The organism is Micromonospora sp. CA-259024 (assembly GCF_050936255.1).
In the GTDB taxonomy this organism is placed as follows: domain Bacteria; phylum Actinomycetota; class Actinomycetes; order Mycobacteriales; family Micromonosporaceae; genus Micromonospora.
The window spans coordinates 1,257,694-1,283,727 of sequence record NZ_JBNJND010000001.1 but is presented as its reverse complement, the minus strand read 5'-3'; the positions used below and the strand labels follow the sequence as shown (position 1 = coordinate 1,283,727).

Sequence of the window (26,034 nt, the reverse complement as noted above, 5' to 3'; positions counted from 1 at the left end):
GACGACCGCCGGAACACCCCATGAACAGGCCCCGGGCAATCCACTGACGACGGTAGAGCCGGCCGGGTCGTGGTGGGAAGCGGCAATCGGGGCGCCGCTTCCCACCACGCACTCCTAGCTGCTGGCCGAGTTGTACGCCTGCGCCGTCACCGTGACCTGGCGGGCGACGCCGGACCGCGCGGGCCAGGAGATCTGCACCTGACGGGTCTCTCCCGGCAGCAGCCAGAAGTAGTTGTCGTCGTAGCGAGCGGGAAGAACCCGGTCACCACGCTGGTCGCGCACGGCGAGTCGCACCAGTGCGGCGACCGTACGACCCTGGTTGCGGACCGTCGTGGTGACGGTGTTGCGGCCGTCCACGACGCGTACGGTGCTCGACGACGTCGACAGTCGGGTGCTCGGCAGGTCGTTGAGCGCCCGCATCTGCTCGGCCTTGTCGTACCGCCAGTAGGTGTTCTCCGTGAGCAGCCGGTCGCGACTGTCGCGCAGCTCCAGCCGGACCAGGTGCAACCCGCCACCGTCCGGCGCGGCGAGCGGGAAGACCGGCGTCGTGGCCGAACGGGCGACGTCCACCCGCTGACGCTGGGGCGCACCCAGCGACCGGCCGCTCAGGTCGTAGCGGCGGGCGGTGACCGTGAGCCCGCCCAGCGCCTCGGCGGTGTGGTTGACCACCCGCACCTGCCAGGTGCCCGGGTCGGCCTGGACGTGCAGCGGCTCGCAACCCTTGCGGGCGCCGTAGTAGGCGCCGTTCACGTCGAGGTCGTAGTCGTAGGTCTGCCAGACCGTGCTGTGCCACGCCGGGTGCGACATCCACAGCAGCAGACCGGTGGCGTCCTGCCACAGGTTGGCGTTCCACGCCTCGAACATGGCGCGGTGGCTCTCGTAGTTGACGAACTGCGCCCGGGTGGCGAACTCGTCGAGGGAGTCGGACTCGCCGAGCCGCGCGTCGATCGCGGCCTGGTAGGTGCCGACGCGCTGGTTACCGATGGTCGACCAGTCGTGGTAGTTCCACACCTCGCTCGCCGGCCACTCCGGTGCGTCGCCGACGAGGTTGCGCATGCTCTCGACGACCGGGATCACCGGCATGCCGATCTCGGTGTGGAAGCCGAACGCACCCGTGTCGTACGTGTTCCTGTTGTTGTACGTCGCCGGCTCCACCCAGTGGTACGGGCCGTGGCCGCTGACGATGCCGCCGGCCGAGTTGGGGATGTAGAGGATCTCCGGGTGCTCGGTGGCCGCGGCCTGCTTGAGCCCGGCGTCCACGATCGGCGGTGGGTCACCCTCGTTGGCGCCGCACCACACCACGATGCTCGGGTGGTGGCGGAACCGCCGGATGGTGTCCGCGGCGATGTCCACGTAGCCGGGCGGGTTGGGCAGGAACTGGCCGGCCTGCCAGAAGTCGTTCCAGACGAGGATGCCCTGCTCGTCGCAGGCCTGGTACAGCTCCTCGCGGTTGCTGCTGCCGAGCCAGTTGCGGATCATCGTGAAGTTCATGTCGCGGTGCATCTCGACCGTGTCGGCCAACCGGTCGGGCAGCACCCGGCGCAGCAGTTCGTCCCAGCCCCAGTTGCCGCCTCGGGCGAACACCGGCACACCATTGACGCTGATCTTGAGCTGGGTGACGGCGTTGCTGACCGACTTGACGTCCGTCCACCGCTGCCCGTCGTCGGAGACCTGTATGACGAAGTCGCGGGCGTACGCCTGCTCCCAGACGATCGTGACCTGGTCGAAGCTGACCGGAGCACCGAGGTCGACCTGGATCCACTGGTTGTCCTCGAACTTCGAGGACCACCGGGTACGCGGGTTGCCGTCGACGGCCCGGTCCGGGCTGTTGGAGTCGCTGTCGAACGACGACGCCGTGGCGGTGCGGCCCAGGGCCAGGTCGACGTCCGGCTCGGCCTGCCGCTGCACGGAGAGCGCCCACATGGACACACCCCACGAGGTCACCCGCGCGCCGGTCTGGATGCGCAGGTGCTGGGCGGTCTGGCTCGCGAACGTCTCGACCTGGGTGGCGCGGCTACCGAGCGGGGTGTCGTTGCTGACCGCCTTCACGTCGGTCCAGGCATCCCCGTCAGCGGAGACCTGGACGCGGTAGTCGAGGGCGTACGCCTGCTCCCAGACGATGGTGACCCGATCGAAGTCGACCGGGGCACCCAGGTCGACCTGGATCCACTGGTTGTCCTCGGCCTTCGAGGCCCAGCGGGTCGCGGAGTCGCCGTCGACGGCCTTGCCGGCCACGTTGCTGTCGTTCTCCGACGACGACGCGGACGCGTCCTTGTGCAGGGCGAGATCCGGGCCGGTGCCATCGGCCACCGACAGCGAGAACATCGAGATGCCCCACCCGGTGGCGCGCTGACCGGCCTGGATGCGCACGTGCCGGGCGTGCTGCCGGTCGAACGCGACGGTCTGGGTCGCGGCGCCGTCGACGAACTCCAGCGCGGGCTTGCCGGGCGGCGTGATCACGATCGGCTGGTGCCAGTCGTAGGCGAACTCCCGGACACCGAAGCGGAGCGCACGCCGGTCGCTGACGGAGCGCTTGACGGTGGCGGTGAGCGTGAGGTCGTACAGGTGGGGGTCGCCGTAGCCGTTGGGCCACCAGAGCCGGGGGTTGCGCAGGCGCAGCGCGCGGAAGCGCTCCGGCGTGAAGGTGACGGTGGTGCTCCCGCCGGCGGGGACGGTCACGGTGGACTCGACGCGTACCTTGTCGAACTCCGCGCGGACGGTGACCGTGGTGGCGCTGGCCGCCGCGTTGCGCACCGGCACCCGGATGGTGACCTCGGCGGTGTCGGTGGAGGGCAGGTCGGGCAGGGTGGTCTGGACGTGCGGATCGCCGATGACCACGGAACCGGTGCTGCGCAGGCGGACGTGGTCCCAGAGGCCGGTGACCCGGTCGCGGACGGCGGGCATCCAGTCCCACCCGGACACCGCCAGGTAGGTCGGCGCGTCGAGGTAGTGGTGGGCCGACTGGAGGAAGGTGCGACCGTCGGGGCCCTTGTCGCCGGGCGTGCCCGGGTGCGGCATCGGGGTGACCCGGACGGCGAGGACGTGCTCGCCGCGGTGACCGGCCAGGGCGTCGGTGATGTCGAAGGCCGCCCGTGCGAACGGGTGCTTGACGCTGCCGACCTGCACGCCGTTGACCCAGGCGGTGGCCTCGTGGTTAATGCCGTCGAACTCGAGCCAGATCCGGCGACCGGCCGAGGTGTCGAGGTCGCGCGGCAGCCGCAGCGCACGCCGGTACCACCAGGTGTGCCGGGACAGCGCCTCCGGGATGCGCATGTTGTTGAAGCCGGCCACGGGGTCGGGCAGGTGGCCCTGCTCGACCAGGGTGCCCAGCACGGTGCCGGGCACCGTCGCCGGCAACCAGGAGCGGACGTCGACGCCGGCACGGGAGAGTTCGGCGCCGTCGGCGGTGCCGGCGAAGTCGTCGATCGTCAGCGACCAGCCCGACTCCAGTGGGACCGTACCGTCGGCGGCCACCGTGAGCTCGGGCGCCGGGCCGGTGTTGCCGCCCTCCCAGCTGGTCCAGCCCTCGGCCTTCGGCCGGTCGGTCAGGGGGACGCCGTAGACCTGGAAGCCGTTGAGGCCCACCGGGTTGCTGTTCGAGCGCTTCGTGGCCGTCATGCGGATCCACCGGGCGGTGACCGGCTGCGGAAGCTTGATGACCTGCACGCCGCCCTGGCCCTCGGCGGTCTCGTACACCGACCGCCAGTCGCGGCCGTCGGTGGAGACCTCGATCCGGTACGCCGTCGCGGCGCTGGAGAGGATCTCGTCGCCGTCGGTGTCGGTGTAGTTGCCGTCGAAGGGCCCATCGGTGAGGGTGGCCTCGAAGACCAGGGTGACGGCCTCGACGCGGCACGGGGCCTGCAGGTCCACCGAGATCCACTGTGGATCGCCGTTGGCGGCCCGCCAACCACTCCCCCGGACGCCGACCTGCGGCAGACCGTCCACGGCGAAGGTGGCGGGCGTCGGCGCGTAGTCGGTCGAGGAGGCCGCCACCGGGCGGTACCGGGCGAGGTCGGTGGCCGGCGGCGGGGTAGCCGTTGTCGCCGGAGCGGCGGCCGCGACGGCGTCCGGTAGGGCAGCGGTCACCCCGACCGACGCCAGCAGTGTGGCTCCGGCGGAGAGGAAGGTACGCCGCGAAATGGGCGATGGCTCGGACATTGTGCCTCCAGACATGACAACGTTGTCAGATGGTGGTCGATGACAACGTTGTCAGATGGTGGCCTTATGTTTCACGAGAGTCAAGGGCCCGAGTCCATCGTGATCCCACGGTTACGGTCCGCAATTGGTCTACTTCGGACATCGACTCTCAGGCGGGCGACTGAGGCGACTCGGGCTGGGTGCGGAACCCGTCCAGGGCGACCGTCAGCACGTGATCGCGCTGCTCAGTACGGGGGAAGTGCCCGGACGCGATGGCACTGGCGAGCCGCATGACGTCGTCGATCGTCACGTCGGGACGCACCTCTTGCGCCCGCTGGGCCCGCTCCAACAGCGGCCCGCCGGCCGCGTAGAGCGCCCGCCGACACTCCAGGTAGGCGGTGGATTCCCGGTTCAGGCCTGCGGCCAGGGGCTGCTTCGCCCCGATGTACTCGACGAAGCGCCGCAGCCACGCGTACAGGCCGTCGCGTGGGGCGAGACCCTCGACGCTCTCGGCCGCCTCGCACACCGCCTCGACCTCGGTGATGTAGACGTTCTCGATCAGCACCTCCCTGGTCGGAAAGTTGCGGTAGAGCGTCGCGATGCCCACGCCGGCGCGTCGGGCGATCTCCTCGAGCGGAGCTTCCGCGCCCTGCTCGGCGAAGGCGACGCGGGCCGCAGCCAGGATCGCGTCGTAGTTGCGGGCCGCGTCCGCCCGGTGCGGACGGGCCACGCGCAGGTGGGTGAGGGCCGTCACGGTGCCGACATCTCCCAGCGTTGGCAAGTGGAGGCCGACTATCACTATAGTGATAGAAGCCCTCCATTTATCTGGAGGTTCCCTATCAGTCTAGCCCGAAAGAAGGCGGACCATGTCCCCGACTCCCGCTTCCCGCCGCGGGATCGCCCTGGCGCTCATCCTCGGCTCGCAGCTGATGATGACCCTGGACACCTCGATCATCACGACCGCGCTGCCGCACGTGCAGCGGCAGTTCGGTTTCTCCCAGTCCGGGCTCTCCTGGGTACAGAACGCCTATGTCCTGGCCTTCGGCGGCCTGCTCCTGCTCGGCGCCCGCGCCGGCGACCTCCTCGGCCGCCGCCGGGTGTTCCTCGCCGGGATCACCCTGTTCACCGCGGCGTCGCTCGCCGCCGGCCTCGCGCAGAGCGGCGGTTGGCTGATCAGCGCCCGCGTCGTGCAGGGGCTCGCCGCCGCGCTCGCGGTGCCGTCCACGCTCGCGCTGCTGGTGGCCGACCACCCCCAGCCGGGCGCCCGGGCCAGGGTGATCGCCCTCTACAGCGCGGTCATCGGCGCTGGCGGCAGCGTCGGGATCGTGGTGGGCGGCGTCTTCACCGACCTGCTGTCTTGGCGCTGGGGAATGCTCGTCAACGTCCCGATCGGCATCGCCATCGCGCTGCTCGCACCCCGGTTCCTGGTCGAGACCGAACGCCGCTCCGGCGCCTTCGACCTCGGCGGCGCGCTGACCTCCATCACCGGCATGACCGCCCTGGTGTACGGCTTCATCCAGGCCGCCGCAGCCGGCTGGAGCGCACCGGCCACCGTGGTCTCGCTGGGCCTCGGCGCCGTCCTGCTGGTGGCCTTCGTGCTGATCGAACACCGGGCACCCCAGCCGATCACCCCACTGCGCCTCTTCGGCAGCGCGGAACGCTCCGCGGCGTACGCCGGCCGGATCCTCATCGTCGGCGCGACCTTCTCCACCTTCTACTTCCTCAGCCAGTACCTCCAGGAGGTGCTGCACCTCAGCGCCCTGCAGACCGGCTTCGCGTACGTTCCCATCACCGGCATGTTCTTCGCCATGGTGTACGCCATCCGGCCCCTGCAGAACCGGCTCGGCCGTCCCCCGTACTGCTGGTGGCGTCCCTCGCCACCGCGCTGGTCGGCATGGCGTGGTTGTCCCGGATCTCGACCGGCTCCAGCTACTTCCCGGATGTTCTGCTGCCGCTGCTGGTGATCGGAATCGGCCAGGGCATCGCGATCATCCTGATGACCCAGGGCGGCGTCGCCGGGGTCGAGCCGCAGGACGCAGGCGCCGCGTCGGGCCTCGTCAACGTCGCCCACCAACTCGGCGGTTCACTCGGCATCGCGATCCTGACCATCGCGTACACCCGCGCCAGCTCCGCGACCGACCCGACCGCCGGTTTCCACGCCGCCTTCACCGGCGCCGACGTCTTCTTCCTGATCGCGCTTGCCCTGGCCGTCGTCGTAGCCGTCGCAGGCCGCCGCGCCAACCGGCTCGCCGGTCTCCCGGCCAACTGAAGGGACAGTGCCATCGCGGCGGCCGGCGAGCCATCGCGATCACTTTCTGAGCAAACGTGTCTGCGCAGGTGCGAATCTGCGGCCGGGCGGCAGGGGTTGGCTCGCTGCCTTTGGAGCTGATGCCGTCAACGAATCAGACCGGCTGGCTGGCGCCTCCCACGCCGGCGCCTGCGGCGCACGGCCCGGTCGGCCCGGTCGGTGATGTCGTAAACGGTTCAGCTCCACAGGCATCGACCAGCACATCCCCACCGACGCGACGCCGACGCGGATCAGTCCGGACGGGCACGCAGCCCATCAACTAACAAGGGTGCGGGCGGCAGGTCGCCGCCCGCACCCGACGGCCATCACTCCGGGTACGACGGCCCCGGCTCGGTACGCAGCATCCGCTTGAGCATGCGGTTCGCCGCCCGCATGTCGTCGCTGATCAGGTGGGTCCGCACCGTCCCCTTGCCGGTCAGCTTGCCACCCACCTCGAACACCGCGGTCTCGCCCGGCAGCGGCACCGCCTGGCATCCGGTGTACGTCTCGGAGGGAAGACGGCCGTCCAGCAGGTAGGCGTACACCGGGTCGTCCACGCACGACGTGTAGTACGGGAAGACACCGTGGCTACCCTCGTTGTCGACGCTGATCATCGACGCGCCGGGAAGCTTCTTCGACGCCGTCAGCGCACCCTCGTACGCCGTCGCCACGTCGAGTTCGTCCTGCAGCATCAGCACCTTGGGGAACGTCTTCCGGTCGAACGTCGGCATCCGGTTGCTCGTCGGCCAGTAGGCGCAGGCCGGCGGGTTCTGCAGGTACGGGGCGACCAACGGGGCGTCGCGGGTCAGGCGCCGGCTGAACGCGTTCCAGTGCGCGATGCTGTCGTTCCACTGCCCGTCCTGGCAGCGGATCACCTCGAAGACGTAGTCGATGTCGTACGTGTACTCGTCCGTGCCCTGGGGCAGCAGGGCCCGGTCACGCTGGGTCTTCAGCGCCGCCTCGGCGCTGACCCGCGACTGTTCGATGTACGCCCGGTCGTCGGCGGTGACTCCCGGTGCGGCGAGCATCTTCGCCGTCGCGGCGCTGAGGATCTGCTCGGGCGTCCAGCCGTTCCACTCCTCGTAGTACTGGATCACCGTGTTCACCGCCGCCGCGGCGGTCGGGTAGTTCTGGGTGTCGTAGAGAGCGCCGAGGATGAACCAGCCGAACATGAACGGCCCCATGCCGATGCGGGTGCCGCCGGCCCGCTCGAACATCTCGCGGATCTTCATCGGGTCGGTGCCCCGGCCGTACAGGTCGTCGTGGCGGGCCATGTACGGCAGCAACTGCTCCTGGAACGCCCGGTCGCGGGTGAACGGTTGCAGGTCCCAGGTCTCCTGCAGGGTGGGTGAGCCGACCGCGGCCACCGAGTCGAGCACCATCCGGTTGGTCCGGCTCGGGAACGTCGCGGCGTACCAGGTGCCCAGCCAGGTGCCGTACGAGTAGCCGAGGTAGTTGAGCTTCTGCTCCCCCAGCAGCACCCGGATGAAGTCCATGTCGTAGGTGGTCTGCTCGGTGGTGATGAACTTCGTCAGCTCGGTGCTGCGGCAGCCGGCCACATTCGCCTGGGTGATCAGGTCGTTGGTGTTGTCGGTGTCGCGGTAGGTGACCGTGCAGAGCAGCGGAGTGCTCTGCCCGACACCACGCGGGTCGAAGCCGATCACGTCGTAGTGCTCGGCGAGGGCGGGCGCGGACCGCGCCACGTACGGCGCCAGCGACAGGCCACTGCCACCGGGGCCGCCCGGGTTGACCAGCAGGATGCCCTTGCGGTCGCTGCCGGAGGCGGCGGTGCGGCTGATCCGGACCTGGATCGTCTTGCCGTCGCCCGGGTTGTGCCAGTCGCGCGGCACGGTGACCGTCGCGCAGGTCAGCCGCAGCCGCGCCTCGTCCTCGGGGCTGACGTCGGCCAGCCCGCACGGCTCCCAGGAGGGCCGCTGGGTGGCGAGTGACGCGGCCAGGGCGGCGGTGTCCGGCTCGGCGGCCTTGGCCGCGGCGGCCGGGGTCACGGCCGCACCGCTGGTCAGGGCCGCCGCGACCAGGGTCACGGCGAGCAGGGCGGCCGGCCGACGCACGCGGCGTGACCCGGTCGTGGGATGGGGCATCGTCCCGTCCTCTCATGGAGCGATGATCGAATGGCCTTCACCCTGGCTCAGGAGTGTTTCGCCGCCACGGTCCCGAGATGACGAAGACCGGCCATGGCAGGATCCGGCCAGTCACAGCCAGCCACGGCGGGTGGCCTGCACGCCGAGCTGGAACCGGCTGCGCGCGCCGAGCAGCTCTTGGAGGCGGCTGACCCGGCGGTGCACCGTACGGTTGCTGATGCCGAGGTCACGGGCGATCGCCTCGTCGGTCAGGCCCGCGGTGAGCAGCGCGAGCAGTCGCTGCGTGGCGGCCGTCGGCTCGGCGTCCGGTTGGGCGGTGTCGGCGGTGGCGTGGATCGGCGCACCGAGCCGCCAGAACACCTCGAACAGCTCGGACAACCCGTCCAGCAGGCGGGAGCGGTGCACCAGCATCGCGTCGGCGTCGTCGCCGCTGGCACGCGGCAGGATGACGAGGCCATGGTCGGCGTCGGTCAGCATCATCTTCAGGGGGAGTTCCGGGAAGACCCGCGCCTGCTCACCCGCGGCGACCGCGGCGCGCACCGCCGCCAGCATGGCCTCGTCGTGCAACAGCTCGCCCTCGTAGACGCAGCGGTAGCGCAGGCCGCGTCGCAGCGCGTCGTACTGCACCTCCTCCGGGACCCGGGTGGTGTCGCGCAGGTACGGCCCGCGTTCCAGGCCCCGCACCTCGGTGCGGGCACCGGCCTGCAGCTGGCGAAACAGCTCGCGGACGGCCCGCTTGCCCTCGATGACCTCGACGAATGCGGCCCCGGTGCCGTGCACCGCGCTGTAGAGCCCGGACAGCGTCTCCGCCGCGGCACGCGCACGGGCGGCCTCCATCTCCCGCTGCGCGGCCCAGTTCTCCAGGGCGGTACGCGGCGGGCGGACGTGCAGCACGCCGGCGGTGTCGCGGTGCACCGCCCCGCTGCTCAGCAGCCCCGCGAGCGCCCGCGCGGCCTGCGGTGACGCGGTGGCCAGGAACTCCGGCTGCGCCACGGGCGCCACTCGCAGGAGATCGCGGTAGACGTCCGCGGCGTCCGGCGTGAGTGGGAGCGTTTCCACGTCGAGGTCGGAGGCCACGACGAAGGGATCGGTCCGCATGCCCGGATCGTAGGGCGCGTGAGTGGCGGCGGTCCACCAGGCCCGACGGGACGGGGCTGTCGTGGTGCGTGTGCACCGCGACAGCCCCGTCCGTCAGGCCCGGCCGCTACCGACCCGAGGTGTACAGCGCGTCGACCTCGGCCGCACCCAGCGCGCGGTCATAGACGTGCACCTCGTCGAGGGCACCGCGCCAGTAGTCCACCGGGTTGCCGCCGAAGCGGCCACGGCCGATCACCAACGGGCCGGTGGACTCGGTGCCGGAGCAGGCGTCGACCTGCCGGGCGAGCTGCCCGTCAACGTAGAGCCGCAACTGCCCGGCGGACGCGTCACGGACGCCGACCAGGTGATACCACTGACCCGGCACCGGGGTCATCGGGGCGACGGCGCGCAAGCCGGCGAAGCTCATCGCGAAGCTGCGGTTCTCCCCCGAGTACTGCAGGAAGAACGCGCTCGTGCTCGCACCGTCCTGGCTGACCGCGGTCTGGAAACCGCTGGCCGCGTCCAGCCGCACCCAGGCGGCGGTGCTGTAGTTGCCCGTGGTGTCCAGGATCGTCGCGCCGGTGTCGACGTACTGGTTGGCGCCGTTGAGCTGCACGGCCGCGCCACTGTGTCCGGCGGTCCACGTCGGGCCGTTGACCAGCGTGCCGTCGTGGCCGTCCACGGTGTCCCGGGCGATCGTGCCCTCGTTCTCGTCCAGCGACCAGTGGCCGACGCCCGCGAGCCCCGGCGTGCCGGGCGTCGCCGGGACGAGCTCACCCGGGCGGCAGGCACCCGGAACCGGCACCCGGTCGCGGGGAAGAGCGTCCGTGCCCGTCCCCCACTGCTGGTTCGGCGTGTCGCCGAGGGCAACCGTCACCCGGCCGCCGTCGCGCAGGTACGACTCCGGCAGCCAGGACCGTCCGTACGTCCGGCCATCGAGGCGTACCCCCTGCACGTACTGGTTGGCGTCCGAGGTGTCGGGTGCCTCGATGGTCAGCTCGACGCCGTTCTCCCGCTTCAGCTGCACCTTCGGGAACAGCGGGCTGCCCAGCAGCAGCTCCGCCCGACCCGGCGTCTGCGGAAAGACACCCATCGCGGCGAACACGTACCAGGCGGACATGGTGCCGAGGTCGTCGTTGCCGGGAAGGCCGCTGGGCCCGGTGCCGTACGCGGTGTCGACGATCTCGCGTACCGTCGCCTGGGTCTTCCACGGCTGACCCAGCCCGTTGTATAGCCACGGCGTGTGCAGACCCGGCTCGTTGGTGGGGTCGTAGCGCAGGGCGCTGCCGCCCCGCACGGCCCAGTTGCCGGCCTCGTCGTGGAAGAACCCGTCCAACCGGCGTACCGCGTTCGCCTGACCCCCCATCGCGTCGGCGAGGCCGGAGACGTTCTGCGGCACCATCCAGGTGTAGGTGGCGCTGGACCCCTGCGCGAAGCCGACGTCGGTGCCCGGGTTGAAGCCACCCGCCCAGCTGCCGTCGGCGAAGCGGGCCTGCTGGTAGCCATCGGTCGCGGTGGCCGCCGAGTTGTAGGTGTTGCGCCACCAGTTGGCCCGGTCGGCGAGCACCGCCTGGTCGCTCTTCTTGCCGAGCCGCTCGGCCCACATCGCCAGGGAGAAGTCGGCGAGCGAGTTCTCCAGGGTCTCGGCGGCACCACCCCAGCAGTGGCACTTGTCCTGCGGCGCGTACCGGGTCGCCAGGTACGTGTCGAGCGCCGGCCGCTGGCCGGTGCACTGCCCGGGGCAGCCGCCGTCGTCCTCCGCCGCCGGGTTCTGCACGGTGGCCTGACGCAGCAGCGACGCGTACGCCCCGGCCGTGTCGAAGTTGCGTACCCCCATGGCGGCGAACGTGGCCAGGGTGGGTGCCGCCGGGTCGCCGGTCATCACGTGGGTGGCGCCGTTGTTGTGGATCCACCGGTCCCAGATGCCGTTGTTCTGCTGCGCGAACTGGTAGAGCGACTGCGCGAAGTCACCGGCGACCTGCGGCTTGAGCAGCGCGAGGAGCTGGATGTGCGCGCGGTACTGATCCCAGCCGGAGAAGGTGCCGTACTGCGCCCGCTGACCCTTCGCCAGCCGGTGGATCTTCATGTCCGTGCCGAGGTACTGCCCGTCCACGTCGTTGAAGATGTTCGGCTGGAGCATGGCGTGGTAGAGCGCCGTGTAGAACGTGGTGCGCTGAGCCTCCGATCCGCCGCCGATGCGGACGTTGCGCAGCTCCTGGTTCCACTCCCGGTAGGCCTGCTCGGCGACGTCCGGCACGGTGGCCCGCGGGCGAAGCTCCTCGTCGCGGTTGCGCTCGGCGCCAGCCAGGCTGACGTACGAGATGCCGACCCGCATCCGCACGTCGGCGTCGGCGCTGGTGTCGAAGCTGACGTACCCGCCGGAGCCCCGGCCGGCCCGGTCGGCGCCGGTGGCGTACCCCTCCCCGCCGGTGGCGTGCGTGCCACCCGGGGTGAGCGTTCCGTCGGTCCACACGCCCGTGCCGGAGAAGGCCCGGTCGAAGGTGGCGCTGAAGTAGAGCCGGTAGTAGGTCTTCCGGTTGTTCACGCCACCGTTGGCCCGGCGGCCACAGAACGCGCCGGTCAGGACCGAGCCGGTCACCTTCCGGTGCGCGGCGTCGATGGTGATCTCCGCGTCCTCGCTGCCGTTGAGCGAGTTCGAGGTGCGGAAGAGCAGGTTGGCCGGCTGCCCGGCGGGGAAGGTGAACTCGCCGACGCCGGCCCGGGTGCTGACCGCCAGGTCGCTCTTCACACCCGAGTCCAGGGTCACCGTGTACCGGCCCGGCTTCGCCGACTCGCTGGTGTGCGAGAAGTTGCTGGCGTACTTGGCGTCCGTGGTGTCGGCCGTCGGGGAGGAGTCCACCGCGCCGACGTACGGCATGATCGGCACGTCGCCGGCCGCGCCGGGATTACAGCCCGCGCCGTTGACATGGGTGAGGCTGAAGCCACGCACCCTGGTCGTGTCGTACTGGTACCCGTTGGCGGCGCCGGTGCTGGTCTGGTCGCCACGGGTGCTCGTCGGGCTCCAGGAGATCATGCCGAACGGCCGGACCGCCCCGGGCCAGGTGTTGCCGTCCCGGGCGGTGCCGATGAACGGGTCGACGTAGCTCGCGGGGTCCTTGACCAGCTCTACTGTGGGGCCGCTGGGCCCTGAGGCGAGGGTCGGGGAACCCACGGCGAGCACCATGGCGAGGCCGGCGGCGACGCCGGCGAACACTTTAGACACGAAGGTCACGCTCCATCGGGTGTTCGGATCATCCGCACCCGACCGTATGGCCAAGGTCGGGCCTCGGTGAAACGTCGGCCGGCACCCCAGGTGAACCCTGCGCCAAGATCTAGTTGTCTCGTCCAGCGCTCGCCCGACCCCCGCGCCCATGCCGCACGGCAATGGCCTGGTGCTCGCCGTTCAGCTTTCCGGTCCGCCCTCGAGGCGGGGGCCGGGATCCCGACGGTGGTACTCGGGTTGAAGCTTCACACTCGCGAACGCCGCCTTCACCGCGGCCGAGAGTGCGGTGATGTCGTACGCCCCGTGGTGGCGCCTGCCGTTGATGAAGAAGGTGGGCGTCCCGGTGACGCCGCTGAGGTCGGCGGACTCGACGTCCTCGGCGATCCGGTCGACGCCCATTCGCTTGACCATGTGCTCCCGGAACGGGTCGAGTTCCAGGCCGAGCCGTTCGGCATAGCCCAGCACGTCGGCGGGGTTGAGTGCGTCCTGGTTCGCGAGGAGCAGGTCGTGCATCTCCCAGAACGCGCCCTGCTCCCCCGCCGCCTCCGCGGCCTCGGCGGCGAGCTGGGCATGCGGGTGGACGTCGGTGAGCGGCAGGTGCCGCCAGACGTACCGGACGTTGGCGAAGTCGGCCAGCAGTTCCCGGACGACCGGCTCGGCCTGCCCGCAGTAGGGACACTCGAAGTCGCCGTACTCCACGACCGTCACCGGCGCGTCGAGCGACCCGCGCATGTGGTCGCGCTCCGGGTCGACCGGAAGCCTCAGGTCGACGATCCCCTCGGCGACGCCGAGCAACGCGCGCGCCCGCCGCGTCGGCGAGAGTCGGGCGGCAGAGCGGAACACCAGCCAGGTGATGACGGACGCACCGACCGTCGCGACGAGGATGCCGAACTTCGCCTCATCCAGCGCCGGGCCGTGCAGCGCATGGGTGGCGATCAGGAGGGCGACGGTGAACCCGATGCCGGAGACCGTGCCGACGCCCGCGACGGCGACCCAGCCGACCGGTGGCCGGAACCGGTTGCCGCTCAGCCGGGCCACCAGCCACGAGGTGGCCATGATCCCGGCCGGCTTGCCGACAACGTACGCCGCCACGACGCCGAGCGTGACCGGGGAGGTCATGGCCCTGGCCAGAAGCTCACCGTCGATCACGACTCCGACGTTCGCCAGCGCGAAGAGCGGCACGATCACATAGCTCGCCCACGGGTGGTAGAGGGACTGCAGCCGTTCGTTCGGCGACAACGCCGAGGTGAGCCCGGCCTGGGCCATACGGGCGAGCTGCGGGGTGGGCTGTTCCCGGAAGAGGCGGAACTGGTCGCTCGCCCACTGCAGCTCGTTGCGGCCGGGGTCGTAGGCGTAGGCCAGCAGCCCCATCACCAGGCCCACCACGACCGGGTCGACGCCGGACTCCGACACCGCGACCCAGGCCGCCACACCCAGCAACGCGTAGATCGGCCCGGCCCGCACCCCCCACGCCCGGACGAGCAGGACGACGCCGAAGATTCCCGCAGCGACGAGCAGCGCCGTCGGTGCGAAATGTGCCGGGTAGGCGATCGCCAGCACCGCGATCGCCACCAGGTCGTCGACGACCGCGACCGTCAGCAGGAAACCCCGCAGCCGATCCGAGAAGCGCGGCCCGAAGACGGCCAGCGCGCCGAGCGCGAGCGCCGTGTCCGTGGCCATCACCGCGCCCCAGCCCGCAGCGGTGGGCTGCCCGGCGTTGATCGCCAGATAGACCCCGATCGGCACGATCATGCCGCCGAACCCGGCCAGCATCGGCAGCGTCAGCCGCCGCCGCTCCCGCAGCTCGCCGATGTCGAATTCGCGACGCAGCTCCAGCCCGGCCACCAGGAAGAAGAACGTCATCAGCCCGCTGTTGACCCAGGTCCGCAGATCGTGTGACACGGGCCAGTCGCCGAGCCGGACCGAGAGGGAGGTACTCCAGATCGACTCGTACGACGAAACGTGCAGGTTGGCCCACACCAGCGCCACCACCGCGGCGACCAGCACCACCCGTGCGCCGCCGGTTTCGGTACGCAGAAACGCCCGCAGCGGAGCGTTGAACCGGCCCTCCCAGGCGGTCCGGGTGGACCACCCCCGGTGCGGATTGTCACTCGTCACGAGCACAATCCTCCTGGAACGGATCGCCACCCGGTTCGAATTCGGGCACAACGCGACCAGACGCTAGGAAACCGGGCCACCAATCGGGGCATGCACACAGCGCCACCGGTTGGTAGCGTACCGGTGATCTCGCCGGCCGTCGCCGCATTCGGTCATGCCGCGCCGCAGGTAGCCGGCCGCCATCCGCAGCTCGTGCAGGTCCGCCTGTCGTCCGGTCGCGCCGCCTCCTCGGCCACGGCCCACTGTGGTGGATACCGCGTCGGTGTGTCCGGGAAACGGCCGACCCCGGCGGGTGGCGGGCGGTTGGCCGGGTGGTGTCCACGGCCGAAAACGCCGGCTACGGCCCGGTAGACGGTTGTGAACGTCCGCGTCGCCCAGCATGATCGTTCTGTGGCGCGGTGGGCACCGGGTCGCCGGGAGACTCGGGCAGTCCCTTCGGGGTACTGCTGTCGTGACGACCCAGTGAGGAGGCGACGGGAGGATCTCATGCAAGGGGAGCTGCAACGCCTTGTCGACGCTCTCGCCGCGTACGCGGGCCGCCCGGCGCTGATCGAGGACCGCCGTCAGCGGGTCGTGGTCTACAGCGAGCACACCGGGTTGATGGATGACGTGCGCAAGGCGTCCATCCTGCGCCGGCAGACCACCCCTGAGGTGATGGCGTGGTTCCGGGACGTCGGCATCATGGACGCTCGTACCGCCGTGCGTACGCAGGCGTCGCGAGAGCTCGACCTGCTGCCGCGGGTCTGCGTGCCGATCCGTCACCAGGACCTTCTGCTGGGGTTCGTCTGGTTCATCGACCCGGACGGCACGATGGCCGACGCGGACATCACCGCCACCGGCCTGATGAGCGAGCTGTCGCTGGCGCTGTACCGGGAGAACCTCCTCGGTGAGCTGGCCTCCCAACGGGAGACCGAGGCGGCGCGGGCACTGCTCTCCGACAGTGAGGCCAGCCGCGACCAGTCGGTGCGGACCCTGCGCGAGACCGGCCTGATCGCCGGGGAGGGGCCGGCCACCGCGCTTGTCGCGCAGATGGTGCCGCCGCACGGCGAACTGCCCGACGAGGTGGCCCGGCTGGCGCTGGAGCAGGCGCTGGTCACCACCCGGCGGTGGATCGGCACCCGGGAGGCGCTGCACCTGGTCCGCGACGACCACGGGGTGTTGCTGCTCCGCGGTGGGCGGGCTGCCGGGCGCCCCGCCCCCGACGTCGTCGCGAAGGTGCTCGAGGACAACCTGCGGCAGGCGACCCGTGGGCTCGGCTCGGTGGAGCGCGTCGTGGTCGGGATCGGCCAGCCGCGGCCGCGGCTGACCGAGGCGGTCGGGTCGTACGGGGAGGCGCTGCAGTCGGCCCGGGTGGGCGCGCGGTTGCCGGCGCTCGGCCCGGTGGTGTCGTGGGCGGGGCTGGGCATCTACCGGGTGCTGTCGCGGCTGGAGGGTCGGCATCTGGACATCGCCGACGTGCATCCCGGGCTGGAGCGGTTGCTGCGGGGGCAGCCGAACCCTGTGCTGTTGCAGACGCTGGAGCGCTATCTGGATCTGGCCGGCAACGCGCACGCCACGGCCGAGCAGCTACGCCTGCACCGCACCACGCTCTATTACCGGTTACAGCGGATCGAGGAGCTGGCCGACACCGACCTGAAGAACGGGGACGAGCGGCTCTGTCTGCACCTGGCGCTGAAGCTGGGCCGGTTGACCGGCGCCTACCGGCCGCAGGAGTGACGCCGGTAGGCGGGGCGGTAGCCCCGCCCACCGGGTCCCCGGTTACAAGCCGGCGGCCACGGCCGCCGACCGGCCACCGACGATCGGTAGCTCGATCCGGCTGCGGTCGAAGTGGACGGTGATGTCGGCCTGGTTCTGCTTCGCCCGGCTGCTGTAGCCGGAGTACGAGCCGAGGAGCACCACGCCGACCTGGTTGCCGGCCGCGAAGACGTAGTCCTCGGGGAGCAGCGGCACGTCGACGGGGTTCTTCTCGCCCGGCACCAGCGGCGTCGTCACGGACGGCGACTTCAGGTTGAGGCCGTCCAGGATGCCCTTGGTCACCAGCTCCTGTGGATCGGTGAGGACGGTCTTCTCGGTCTGTCGGTAGCAGGCGTCCTCGACGTGTCCGCCCCAGGTGGCCGAGTCGCCCCAGCAGTCCTCGGTGGTCAGCGTCCGGATGCCGTCGCCGGAGGTGCTGAACCGCGGCCGGGTGCCGTAGTCCACCAGCAGGCCGGCGAAGCTGGTGTCCTCGCCGTTCACCGATGCGTTGATCTTGACGATCGGGGTGCCCGAGATGTGCAGCGGCTGGCGCAGCGGCTGGGAGAGGAAGACCAACCGGTTCTCCGTGTTCGCCGCCGGGTCCGACGGGTGCCGGATCGCGACGGTCTGGCTCATCGACGGGGTGTCCTGGAACGTCTGGGACGCCTTACCCGGCTGCGGGCGGACCGACAGCCCGCCGGCCGCCCCCTCGTCGCCGGGGCGCAGGAACACCTGGGTGCTCCGGACGGCCGGGACCGGCCAGCTGCGGTAGGTCTCCCAGACGTCCGGAGCCCGCTCGATGTCGGCCATCGGCTCGGCCATGATGCCGTTCTTCACCCCGTGCAGCCAGAAGTCGAACCACCGGTGCAGGGTGTCCACCCACTCGCCCCGCCGGAAGTCGAACGGGTCGATGTGACCCGTGCCGGTCAGCCAGAGCTTGCGCGGCACGTTCTCCTCGGCCAGCGCGTCCCACCACTTGCTGAAGTGGTCCGCTCGGACGTTGTTGTCGTTGATGCCGTGGACCACGAACACACTCGCCCGCACCCGGTCCGCGTGCGGGACGTAGTCTCGCTCGGCCCAGAAGGCGTTGTAGTCGCCGGTGACGTCGTCGCCGTCGACACCGAGCTGGGTCCGCACCGCCGCACAGTGCTCCCGCCGCTCCGGGTTGGTGACCGTGTTGGAGAGGCTGCCGGAGTAGTTGTTCGCCCGGGTGACCAGGCCGTTGCTGCGCGAGTAGTCGTACCAGCTGGAGATCGCCGAGATCGGCACGATGGTGGTGAGTCCCCGCACGCCGCTGGCGGCGGCCGCGTTGGCCAGCGTCCCGTCGTACGACTTGCCGATCATGCCGGTCTTGCCGTTGTGCCAGTCGGCGACGACCCGCTCGCCGGCCGCGTCGGTGCCGGCCCGACGACCGTTGAGCCAGTCGATCGCGGTCGGTGCGCTGATGTTGTCGGCGCGACCACCGGTGACCGGACAGCCGGTCGAGTTGTTGGTGCCGATCATGTCGAGCAGGACCACCGCGTAGCCGCGCGGGACGAAGTAGTTGTCGTAGAAGAGTGGCCACTTGTCGTTGAGACCGTCGCCGTCGACGTCAGCCTTGCACTCACTCTCGTTGCCCCGACACACGGTGGAGTAGTAGGGGCTGGCATCCATGATCACCGGCACCCGCAGGCCCGCCTGGCTGGCCTTGGGCCGGATGATATCCATCGCCACGACGTCGCGGACGCCGTCGCCATCGGTGTCGACGTCGGAGGTGACGAACACCCGCTCGCGGATCGCGTCGGCATACCCGAACACCGGCTGAGTGACCCCCTGCTGAATGACCGGCCTGACGTGGCCCGCCGTCGGGTTCGCCGTCGCGGTTGCCGCCGGTAGGCCGACGGCGATGGCCGCAACGACCACCACCGACGCTCGCCACCAGCTCCTTGTGGTTCGCATCGTGCTCCTCCCCATCTCCGGCACCGGCCGTGGACCAGGTCGTCCCGGGCGAGGACGGTGGGCCGGCGGTGCGGCAGTTGCCTCGCACCCTAGAAACCGATTCGCGGATAGTCATCGGACAGGTGCGGGAGGTGATCGTCGACCGGTGCTACGTCTGTCGCATCTCGACAGGCGTAGGACCGGACGGCGGGTGATTCCAACAGGTGCCCGATGACGCGCCGGCCGCCCGGCCATAGGTTCGCCGCACCACCTCCGCCGGCCGATCCAACCGTCACCCAGGGTCACCGGCGGAGCCCTCGGCGGCATCGGAGACGAGCACGCCAACCGGTTACCGGGCGACGGGAAGGGCGGGATGTGCGGTTCTCAGGCCCAGCCGTGATCCCGCGGTTCGTTGGGCGGTTCCTGGTGCCGGCGGCGTTCGCGGCACTCTTCGCCGCACCGCTGTGGTTCATGGTGGTCGGCTCACTGCGACCCCCCGGCCTGCCCCCGCCCCGCACCTTCGAGGTGCTCCCACCCGAACCGACCGTGGCCGCGTACGCCCGGCTGCCTGAGCTGATCCCGCTGTTCCGGTACCTGGCCAACTCGGCGCTGGTCGTCGCGGTCGCCGTGCCGCTGACCGTCACCGTCGCCTCACTGACCGGCTTCGGGTTGCGGCTGTTGACGCCGGTGGCCCGCCGCCGCGCGGTCCTGGGCCTGCTGGCGGTGCTCCTGGTGCCGGTCACCGCGGTGTGGGCCACCCGGTTCGAGCTGTTCCGGCTGGCCGGCGTGGTCGACACGTACGTCCCGCTGTTGGCCCCGGCGATGCTCGCCGGCAGCCCCTTCCTGGTGCTGCTCTACGCGTGGAGCTTCGGCGGCGTGCCGGACACCCAGCTCGGGGCGGCCCGGCTGGAGGGCGCCGGTTGGTTGACGATCTGGCGCCGGGTGGCGCTGCCGCAGGTGCGCCCGGCGACGCTGGCCGTCGGCGTGCTCGCCTTCACGCTGCACTGGTCCAACCTGATCGACCCGCTGCTCTACCTGCAGAGCGGTGACCGCTACACATACCCGCTCGGCCTGCAGTTCCTGCGGCTGCTGAACCCGACGGACTGGCCGCTGCTGATGGCCGCCTGCGTTGTCGCGACAGCGCCGTGCGTGGTGGTGTTCCTGCTCGCTCAGCGAATCCTGCTCAACGACGATCCGCTGGCGGCACTGAGATCTGGAGGTCGTAGGTGAGCACGTTCCGCGCTCGACGATGGGTTGCCCTGATCACCGCCGTGCTGCTGCTCGGCTACGCGGCCGGCTGCGGCGCCGGCGACCGCGCGGCCGACCGGCCAGGGATCACGGTCGTGCTCTTCGGCGACGCCGAGGAGATCGCCGGTTACCGCAGCCTGGTCGCCGCCTTCGAGCAGGCCCACCCCGACGTGCCCGTCAACCTCTCCCCCGTCGCCACCCAGGACGACCTGATGGCCCGGCTGACCACCTCGTTCGCCGGTGGGCAGCCGCCGGACGTGTTCCTGCTCAACTACCGCCGCTACGGCCAGTTCGCCGCGCAGCAGGCGATCGAGCCGGCCCAGTCGTACCTCGACCGCAGCGCCGCGCTCGACGAGAGCGACTTCTCCCCCCGCGCGCTGGACGCCTTCCGCTTCGACGGCGAGACGTTGACCTGCTTGCCGCAGAACATGTCCTCCCTGGTCGTCTACTACAACGCCGACCTCTTCGCCGCCGCCGGTGTGCCGCTACCGAAGGCCGGCTGGACCTGGGACGACTTCCTGGCCGCCGCGCAGGCCCTGACCCGCGACGGGCGGTACGGCGTGGGCGTGGAGCCGTCCATCCCGCGGCTCGCCCCGTTCGTCTGGTCCAACCGGGGCGAACTGGTCGACCACCCGGACAAGCCGACCACCCTGACCCTCACCGGCGACCCGGCCAGCCGCGAGGCCGTCGACTGGTTCCTCGACCTGCAGGTGAAGCACCACGTCGTACCCCCGGACGCCGAGGAGCAGAGCGAGTCGAGCGAGGCGCGGTTCCTGCGCGGCACGCTCGGCATGTACCTCAACAGCCGGGTCGCCGTGCCGACGCTGCGCACCATCGACGGCTTCACCTGGGACGCGGCGCCGCTGCCGATCGCGCCGGGCGGCGTGCCGGCGTCGATCCTGCACAGCGACGCCTACTGCATGAGCGCCGGCCTGCCCGACCACGACCAGGCCTGGCGGTTCATCGAGTTCGCGATGGGTGGGCAGGGCCAGCGGATCCTCGCCGGCTCCGGCCGTACCGTGCCGTCCCGGCTCGACGTGGCCAACTCCCCCGAATTCCTCAACCCGCAGCAGCCGCCGCGGTCGTCGCGGGTCTACCTCGACGCCGAGCCGCATCTGCGCGCCACCCCGCGCACCGGCACGTGGTCGCGGGTGGAACGCGAGGCCGGCGGCCTGCTCGAGGAGGTCTTCTACGGCCGGGTCGGACGCGAGGAGGGGCTGCGACAACTGGAGGAGAAGCTCCGGCCGCTCTTCGCCCTCCCGGCAGGCGCCGGTGGCTGAGCAGGGCGTGATCCGACTCGAATCGCTGACCAAGTCGTACGGGAAGGTCGTCGCCCTCGACGGCGTCGACCTGGCGGTGCGCGCCGGCGAGATGGTGACCCTGGTCGGCCCGTCCGGCTCCGGCAAGTCGACGATCCTGCGGCTGATCGCGGGGCTGGACCGGCCGGACCGTGGCCGGGTCGTCGTCGACGGGCAGGACGTGGCCGAGGTGCCACCGCATCGCCGCGCGGTGGCGATGGTCTTCCAGGACTACGCGCTCTACCCCCACCTCACCGTCCGCGGCAACCTGCTGTTCGGGCTGCGGGTCCGCCGCGTCCGGCGCGCGGAGGCCGAAGAGCGGGCCCGGGCGGCGGCCGACCGGCTCGGCATCGCGGACCTGCTCGACCGCTACCCCGACGAGACCTCCGGCGGGCAGCGCCAGCGGATCGCACTGGCCCGTGCGCTGCTGCGCGAGCCGACCGTCTACCTACTCGACGAGCCGCTGGCCAGCCTGGACGCACCGCTGCGCTTCGCCACCCGCGCCGACCTGCTCACCCTGCACCGGGAGCTGCGCACCACCACCATCCACGTCACCCACGATCAGGCGGAGGCGATGACGCTCGGCGACCGGGTCGTCGTGCTGAATCGGGGGCGGGTCCGCCAGGTCGGCCCGCCGCAGCAGGTCTACGACGAGCCCGCGGACACCTTCGTGGCCGGCTTTCTGGGCAGCCCGCCGATGAATCTGGTGCCGGGCGGCGGCGTGCTGGGCGGCGCCACCGACCTGACCCTCGGCGTACGCCCGGAGGATCTGCGGCTCGACCCTGACGGGCCGGTGACCGTGACCGTGGAGGCGGTCGAGGCGCTCGGCAGCGAGGCCGTCCTGCTGACCCGCTGCGGCGACGGCACCCGGCTGACCGTGCGCACCGGCCCACGGCCCGGTGTGTGGCCGGGCGACGAGGTGCGACTGCGGGCCGACCCGGGCCGCATCCACCGCTTCGACGCCGACACCGGGCGTCGCCGGTGAGCACCGGCCGGGTCAGCCGGCCGCTGACCGCGTGGGCGTTCCTGGCGCCGTACGCCGTGGCGGTCGCGCTGCTGATCGCGCTGCCCGCCCTGCTCAACCTCGGCTACGCGTTCACCGACCACACCGGGCTGACCCGGGACCCCCGCTTCACCGGCCTGGCCAACGTCCGCCGCCTGCTCGCCGACGGCTTCCTCCTCGACAGCGTCCGAGCCTCCGCGATCCACCTGGCGCTGGCCGTACCGCTGCGGTTGCTGGCCGCCATCGGCCTCGGGCTGCTGCTGGCCGCGCCCCGCCCCGGCGGCCGCTGGTTCCGGGTCGCGGTGTACCTGCCGACCGTCGTTCCCGACGTGGCCCTGGCGGTGCTCTTCCTCTGGGTCCTCAACCCGCTCTACGGCCCGCTCAACCAACTGCTCGGGCTCTTCGGCCACCCCGGCTTCACCTGGCTCGCCGAACCGGGCACCGCGAGGGTGGCGGTGGCGCTGATGCTCGTGTTTCCGATCGGTGAGGGTTTCATCGTCGTCCTCGCCGCCCGGCGGATGCTCGACGGTCGGCTGTACGAGGCCGCGACGCTGGAGGGCTGCGGACCGTTCGGGCAGCTGCGCCGGCTGACGTTGCCGCTGCTCGCCCCGGTGCTGGTGCTGCTCGCCGTGCGCGACACGATCCTCACCCTGCAGGTCAACTTCGTGCCGGCGTACGTCCTGACCGACGGCCGACCGGCGAACGCCACCCTCTACCTGCCGGTCTACATCTTCGACCAGGTCTTCGAGTTCTCCGGCTTCGCCTACGGCGCGCTGATCACCAGCGTCCTCATGGTGGTCACCGGGGTCATCATCACCGTGCTGCTGCTGATGGTGCGACGCTGGCGGGTCCTTCGCTGAGCGTGGCATCCTGCTGCGGTGAGACTCCGGATGCTCGCCCTCGTCGTCACGGTTCCGCTGCTCGTCGCCTGCGGCGGCACGGACGCCGGGCAGCCGACCGACCGGGGAGCGGGGATGCTCGCCAACCTGCCCAGCTGCGACCGGGTGCCGCTGGACGCCGACGCCGAGGTCGACACCCGGGTCACCGGCCTGCTGCTGCCCGACGGCGCGCGGGTCACCTCGGTGGTCGAGCAGGGCGCTCTGACCACGGTCGCGGCCACCATCCGGATGACCCCGCTGGACGTCCGCGCCCACTACGAGACCCGTGGTGACATCGACCTGCTGCGCGCCGAGGACGAGGTGTTCGAGGCCGAGGTGCTGATGCGGGCGCAGGAGCGACGGACGTACCTGCGGGCCACCGCGCTCTGCGCGGACGGAACGACGCTGACCGCGGTGGTCGGGCCGGACTCGGAAGAGGCCGGCCTACCCGAGTTCCAGAGCAACTGACCATCGAATCGAGCGTTCTCGACAGGTGTCCTAATCAGACAGGTCGAATCGCGACAGATGCTCGGTGACGTCGGTCACTCCACTGTCTAGCGTGCGCACTGAAGACCACTTTCCGGTCGCCATGGCGCGTGGACAGGGAGACTGCATGAGACGCACGCTCGTCCGAAGGTACCGCGGCCTCGCGATGACAGCGAGTCTGGGGCTGGTCGTCGCGCTCGCGCTGACCGCCTCGGCCGCACCCCGGCCGGTCCAGGAGTCGCTGGCCACCAACTCGCCCACCGGTCCGATGGAGATCCCCGACGAGTGGATGACCGCCCAGCGGATGAGCGACGGCAGCCGGGACCTCTCGGTGACCAAGTACGCGAAGGCTCGCGGCGAGGCCCACGATCTCAACCTGCGCACCCGCCTCCTCTACCGCGACCTGGCGCAGCGTAAGTGGAACTTCTTCGGGCCCAGCAACATCGGCGGCCGGGTCGTGGACATCGCCGTCGACCCGCAGGTCTCCGACCAGATCTTCATCGCCGCCGCGTCCGGTGGCGTCTGGAGGTCCGACGACGCCGGCGCCACGTTCGAGACGGCCTGGCCGGACGACTGGACGCAGAGCATGGGCGCGGTCGCGATGACCAGCGACGGCGTCCTCTTCGCCGGCACCGGCGAGGCCCAGCCGGGTGGCGGCTCGATCACCTTCGGCGGCGACGGCGTCTACCGTTCGAAGGACCGAGGCAAGACCTGGCGGCACGTCGGCCTGAAGGACAGCCACGCCATCGGCCGCTTCGCCATCGACCCGAGCAACGAGGACCGGATCTTCGCCGCCGCCAGCGGCAACCTCTTCGTCCCGGGTGGTGAGCGCGGCGTCTACCTCTCGGAGAACGGTGGGAACAGCTGGAAGCAGGTGCTCGCGCCGCCGAACGCCACCACCGGCGCCACCGAGGTCGTCATCGACCCGAGCAACCCGCGCCGCATGTACGCGGCGATGTGGGACCACCTGCGCGAACCCCACCAGCGCACCTACGGCGGGCTCGGCTCCAGCCTCTGGCGCTCCGACGACGCCGGCCGCACCTGGTCGCGGATGACCAACGGCCTGCCCACCGACGCCGACCAGGGCCGCTGGGGCATCGCGGTCGCCCCGGACAACCCGCAGCGGCTGTACGCGTACGTCGGCACCGCACTCGGCCCGTTCCGCGCCTTCTACCGCTCCGACGACGGCGGCGACAGCTGGACGCAGACCCCGGTCACCGCCGGTCAGGCAGCCCAGTCCACGTTCAGCTGGTGGTTCGGCAAGCTCTTCGTCGACCCCGGCAACTCCGATCACGTCTTCCTCACCGGGGTCAACCTGATGCGCTCGACCAACGGCGCGCAGAGCTTCTCGTCGGTGAGCGGCGTGCACGCCGACCAGCACGCGATGCGCTGGGACCCGAAGGTGCCCGGGCGGGTCTACCTGGGCAACGACGGCGGCCTCTACCGATCCGAGGCGAACGGCGCGAGCGGCTGGGTCAAGGCGACCTACGAGCCCTACACCCAGTTCTACACGGTGGACGTGGCGCAGACCGATCCGGCGTTGAAGGTCGGTGGCGCGCAGGACAACGGCTGCAATCGCGGCTACAACGGCGTCGGTGGCCCGTGGAACGCCATCGGCTGCGGTGACGGCCTCCAGGTGGTCATCCACCCGGAGTTCCCGAACATCGTCTTCGGGTGCAGCCAGTACGGCTCCTGCTACCGGTCGGAGAACTCCGGCGGCACTCCTCGCCAGAACATCGGCACCGGCCAGACGACCTCGGAGCGGCGCAACTGGCTGACCCCGCTGCAGTTCGACCCGAGCGACCCGAACGTCATGTACTACGCCGGGAACATCGTCAACCGCTCGACGGACAACGGCCGCACCTGGACGCCGATCAGCCCGGACCTCACCGGCGGCGGCCCCAACGACCCGAACGGCTACCCGTGGGGCACGATCACCACCGTCGCCGCCGCGCCCACCGACGGCAACAAGCTCTACGTCGGCACCGACGACGGGCGGTTGTGGTGGACCGACGACCTCGGGCAGAACTGGCAGCAGGTCGACCCGGGGCAGCTGCCCGGCACCTGGGTCACCCGGGTGGCGGTGAACCCCGCCGACAAGAACATCGCCTACGCCACCTTCTCCGCCTTCCGGTCCGGTAGCGACCGGTCGCACGTGATGATGACCCGCGACGGCGGTCGTACCTGGAGCAACATCGGCCAGGGCCTGCCGGACGCGCCGGTGAACTTCGTCGTCCCGACCGCCGACGGCCTGCTGCTGGTCGGCACCGACGTCGGGGTGTTCATGTCGGCGTGGAACGGTGGTGAGTGGGCGGCGCTGGGCACCAACCTGCCGCAGGCGGCCGTGATGTACCTGCGTTACCACGAGCCGAGCCGGCAGCTCACCGCGGCGACCTTCGGGCGGGGCGTCTACGACCTCGCCGTGCCCCGCTGCCCGGCAGCGTCGACCAAACTGCCGCTCAAGCGGACCGGTGTCGGCGTGATCGGCGTGCTCGCCTCCTGCCGAGCGGGCTGATCAACCGGTAG

At 71.0% G+C, this 26,034-nt stretch carries 16 protein-coding genes; 9 read left to right on the top strand and 7 right to left on the bottom strand.

Annotated elements, in window-relative coordinates:
• Positions 1–114: 114 nt before the first annotated feature.
• A complete protein-coding gene (locus ACQEUX_RS05210; protein WP_433041934.1) occupies positions 115–4,158 on the bottom strand; it encodes a discoidin domain-containing protein in 4,044 nt (1,347 codons plus the stop codon).
• A gap of 148 nt (positions 4,159–4,306) precedes the next feature.
• Positions 4,307–4,891, bottom strand: coding sequence for a TetR/AcrR family transcriptional regulator (locus tag ACQEUX_RS05205; protein WP_433041931.1), 585 nt, complete (start codon positions 4,889–4,891; stop codon positions 4,307–4,309).
• A 112-nt stretch (positions 4,892–5,003) separates the two neighbouring features.
• On the opposite strand from ACQEUX_RS05205, the gene ACQEUX_RS05200 reads away from it, so the two are divergent.
• Both ACQEUX_RS05200 and ACQEUX_RS05195 read left to right on the top strand, forming a co-directional pair.
• Positions 5,004–6,101, top strand: coding sequence for an MFS transporter (locus tag ACQEUX_RS05200; RefSeq protein WP_433041928.1), 1,098 nt, complete (start codon positions 5,004–5,006; stop codon positions 6,099–6,101).
• Positions 6,032–6,406, top strand: coding sequence for a hypothetical protein (locus ACQEUX_RS05195; protein ID WP_433041925.1), 375 nt, complete (start codon positions 6,032–6,034; stop codon positions 6,404–6,406). Before ACQEUX_RS05200 ends, ACQEUX_RS05195 begins: the two co-directional genes overlap by 70 nt.
• Positions 6,407–6,750: 344 nt before the next feature.
• On the opposite strand, the gene ACQEUX_RS05190 is transcribed toward ACQEUX_RS05195, so the two are convergent.
• The 4 genes from ACQEUX_RS05190 to nhaA form a co-directional block, all read right to left on the bottom strand.
• Entirely contained in the window at positions 6,751–8,526 is a 1,776-nt protein-coding gene (locus tag ACQEUX_RS05190) for an alpha/beta hydrolase (protein ID WP_433041922.1), read from the bottom strand.
• A gap of 111 nt (positions 8,527–8,637) precedes the next feature.
• Positions 8,638–9,624, bottom strand: coding sequence for a LuxR C-terminal-related transcriptional regulator (locus ACQEUX_RS05185; protein WP_433041919.1), 987 nt, complete (start codon positions 9,622–9,624; stop codon positions 8,638–8,640).
• A gap of 106 nt (positions 9,625–9,730) precedes the next feature.
• Positions 9,731–12,826, bottom strand: coding sequence for a GH92 family glycosyl hydrolase (locus ACQEUX_RS05180; protein ID WP_433041916.1), 3,096 nt, complete (start codon positions 12,824–12,826; stop codon positions 9,731–9,733).
• 180 nt (positions 12,827–13,006) lie between these two features.
• Positions 13,007–14,944, bottom strand: a complete 1,938-nt coding sequence (gene nhaA / locus ACQEUX_RS05175; RefSeq protein WP_433041913.1) for a Na+/H+ antiporter NhaA — start codon at positions 14,942–14,944, stop codon at positions 13,007–13,009.
• Between the two features lie 486 nt (positions 14,945–15,430).
• Here nhaA and ACQEUX_RS05170 point away from each other — a divergent pair, with 486 nt between their 5' ends.
• Positions 15,431–16,660, top strand: coding sequence for a PucR family transcriptional regulator (locus ACQEUX_RS05170; RefSeq protein WP_433041910.1), 1,230 nt, complete (start codon positions 15,431–15,433; stop codon positions 16,658–16,660).
• 42 nt (positions 16,661–16,702) lie between these two features.
• Here ACQEUX_RS05170 and ACQEUX_RS05165 read toward each other — a convergent pair whose 3' ends face one another.
• Positions 16,703–18,616, bottom strand: coding sequence for a Xaa-Pro dipeptidyl-peptidase (locus ACQEUX_RS05165; RefSeq protein WP_433041907.1), 1,914 nt, complete (start codon positions 18,614–18,616; stop codon positions 16,703–16,705).
• A 375-nt stretch (positions 18,617–18,991) separates the two neighbouring features.
• Here ACQEUX_RS05165 and ACQEUX_RS05160 point away from each other — a divergent pair, with 375 nt between their 5' ends.
• From ACQEUX_RS05160 to ACQEUX_RS05135, 6 genes are all read left to right on the top strand, one after another.
• Positions 18,992–19,825, top strand: coding sequence for a carbohydrate ABC transporter permease (locus ACQEUX_RS05160; RefSeq protein ID WP_433041904.1), 834 nt, complete (start codon positions 18,992–18,994; stop codon positions 19,823–19,825).
• Positions 19,822–21,123, top strand: a complete 1,302-nt coding sequence (locus ACQEUX_RS05155) for an ABC transporter substrate-binding protein (protein WP_433041901.1) — start codon at positions 19,822–19,824, stop codon at positions 21,121–21,123. Before ACQEUX_RS05160 ends, ACQEUX_RS05155 begins: the two co-directional genes overlap by 4 nt.
• The gene (locus ACQEUX_RS05150) at positions 21,116–22,126 is read left to right on the top strand and encodes an ABC transporter ATP-binding protein (protein WP_433041898.1); all 1,011 of its coding nucleotides are present in this window, start codon (positions 21,116–21,118) and stop codon (positions 22,124–22,126) included. The genes ACQEUX_RS05155 and ACQEUX_RS05150 overlap by 8 nt, the downstream gene beginning before the upstream one ends.
• Positions 22,123–23,004, top strand: coding sequence for a carbohydrate ABC transporter permease (locus tag ACQEUX_RS05145; RefSeq protein ID WP_433041895.1), 882 nt, complete (start codon positions 22,123–22,125; stop codon positions 23,002–23,004). Before ACQEUX_RS05150 ends, ACQEUX_RS05145 begins: the two co-directional genes overlap by 4 nt.
• 18 nt (positions 23,005–23,022) lie before the next feature.
• Complete coding sequence (locus ACQEUX_RS05140; protein ID WP_433041892.1) at positions 23,023–23,490, top strand: hypothetical protein; 468 nt, start codon at positions 23,023–23,025, stop codon at positions 23,488–23,490.
• A 184-nt stretch (positions 23,491–23,674) separates the two neighbouring features.
• The gene (locus tag ACQEUX_RS05135) at positions 23,675–26,023 is read left to right on the top strand and encodes a WD40/YVTN/BNR-like repeat-containing protein (RefSeq protein WP_433041889.1); all 2,349 of its coding nucleotides are present in this window, start codon (positions 23,675–23,677) and stop codon (positions 26,021–26,023) included.
• Positions 26,024–26,034 lie beyond the last annotated feature (11 nt).

Coding starts and splice junctions, on each gene's coding strand:
- ACQEUX_RS05210 (WP_433041934.1), bottom strand. CDS start 4,158: ATGTCCGAGCCATCGCCCATTTCGCGGCGTACCTTCCTCTCCGCCGGA.
- ACQEUX_RS05200 (WP_433041928.1), top strand. CDS start 5,004: ATGTCCCCGACTCCCGCTTCCCGCCGCGGGATCGCCCTGGCGCTCATC.
- ACQEUX_RS05195 (WP_433041925.1), top strand. CDS start 6,032: ATGGCGTGGTTGTCCCGGATCTCGACCGGCTCCAGCTACTTCCCGGAT.
- ACQEUX_RS05190 (WP_433041922.1), bottom strand. CDS start 8,526: ATGCCCCATCCCACGACCGGGTCACGCCGCGTGCGTCGGCCGGCCGCC.
- ACQEUX_RS05185 (WP_433041919.1), bottom strand. CDS start 9,624: ATGCGGACCGATCCCTTCGTCGTGGCCTCCGACCTCGACGTGGAAACG.
- ACQEUX_RS05170 (WP_433041910.1), top strand. CDS start 15,431: ATGCAAGGGGAGCTGCAACGCCTTGTCGACGCTCTCGCCGCGTACGCG.
- ACQEUX_RS05165 (WP_433041907.1), bottom strand. CDS start 18,616: ATGCGAACCACAAGGAGCTGGTGGCGAGCGTCGGTGGTGGTCGTTGCG.
- ACQEUX_RS05135 (WP_433041889.1), top strand. CDS start 23,675: ATGACAGCGAGTCTGGGGCTGGTCGTCGCGCTCGCGCTGACCGCCTCG.